Consider the following 1464-nt stretch of genomic DNA (forward strand, 5'->3'; position numbering starts at 1 on the left):
AGTACGGACTGGGGGTTCTCCCGGCGATGGCGCGGGGGGCGGACGGCAAGCCTTACTTTCCGGGGGAGCCGGAGCTGCACTTCAATGTGAGCCACAGCGGGGGCCTGGCCCTCTGCGGCGCGGGGGAGGCCCCCCTGGGGGTGGACGTGGAGGTGCTGCGCCCCCGCCGCCCCGGGCTGGCGCGGTATGTGTGCTCGGAGGCGGAATCCGCCTGGCTGGAGCGGCAGGGCGGGGACTGGGGGGCGTTTTACACCCTCTGGACGTTGAAGGAGGCCAGGGTCAAATGCACCGGGGAGGGTCTGCGGCGGCCCCCCCGGGACATCGCCGTTCCTCTCCTCCGGCCGGGGGAGACGGGAGAGCTGGATGGGCTGGTCTTTTCCGCCTTTTCCGGCGAAACCTGGCGGGCGGCGGCCTGCTGCCCAACCCCTCAGGGCCCGTTGGAGCTCTTTGTTAGAAATTCTTAATGGCTTTTTAAGAATTCGAGCGAGGTTTTCTAAAGAATCCTCCTTTATACTGATATATGAAAAGGAGGGAACACCGTGAATATTCTGATTCTCACCGGAAAATTCGGCATGGGCCACTGGTCGGCCTCCCAGTCCCTGCGCCAGCAACTGCTGCGGGCGTTCCCCGGGGCGGAGGTGGAGGTGCTGGACTTCGTGGCGGAGGCCATGCCCAACGCCTCGGAGGCCATGTATAAGTGCTTCAACCTGCTGGTGACCCGTGGCAGCGGGCTGTTCAACCTCTACTACAAGCTGACCCAGGATCTGCCCGCCGACGCCCGCCCCCTGTTTGAGACTTTGTTCCTGGACAAACTGGAGGAGCTTGTCGCCGCCCGGCGGCCCGACGCGGTGATCGCCACCCACCCCCTCTGCGCCCGGATGGTGTCCCGCTGGAAGGGGGAGACGGGGAGCGCCCTGCCCCTCATCACCTGCGTCACCGACCTGTCCAGCCATTCCGAGTGGATTCACAAATACACCGACTGCTATCTGGTGGGCTCCAACGACATCCGCAGCCGCCTGGCCGCCAAGGGGGTAGACCGGGACATCATCTGCGTCACCGGCATCCCCGTCCGCTGCGAGTTCAAGCGGCCGGTGCGCCGCCGCCCGGGCCGGGAGCGCAACCTGCTCATCATGGGGGGCGGGCTGGGCCTGCTGCCCAAGCGGGACAGCTTTTATGAGGCGCTGGACGCCCTGCCCGGCGTCCACACCACCATCATCACCGGCAACAACCGCAAGCTCTACGACCGCCTGGCGGGCAAGTATGCCCACATCGAGGCGCTGGGCTTCACCGACCGGGTATACGACTACATGGCCCGGGCGGATCTGGTGCTCACCAAGCCCGGCGGCATTACCTTGTTTGAGACCATCTTCTCCGAGCTGCCCATCCTGGCGTGGGAGCCCTTTCTGGAGCAGGAGAAGAACAACGCCCGCTTCCTGGTGAAGCGGGGCGGGGGGGGGGGGGGGG

Annotated in this window: 2 protein-coding genes; both read left to right on the forward strand. The window is 66.1% G+C overall.

From position 1 onward, the window contains the following. Window positions 1-464 (forward strand): 4'-phosphopantetheinyl transferase family protein (locus ACESY8_RS13615; RefSeq protein ID WP_498794779.1); only part of this gene is annotated, 464 nt, incomplete at its 5' end. A gap of 75 nt (window positions 465-539) precedes the next feature. Beyond that, the coding region (locus ACESY8_RS13620) for an MGDG synthase family glycosyltransferase (RefSeq protein ID WP_498794780.1) at window positions 540-1464 on the forward strand (925 nt) is incomplete at its 3' end.

Source organism: Clostridium sp. ATCC BAA-442 (genome assembly GCF_964239415.1).
Classification (GTDB): Bacteria; Bacillota; Clostridia; order Oscillospirales; family Oscillospiraceae; genus Flavonifractor; species Flavonifractor plautii.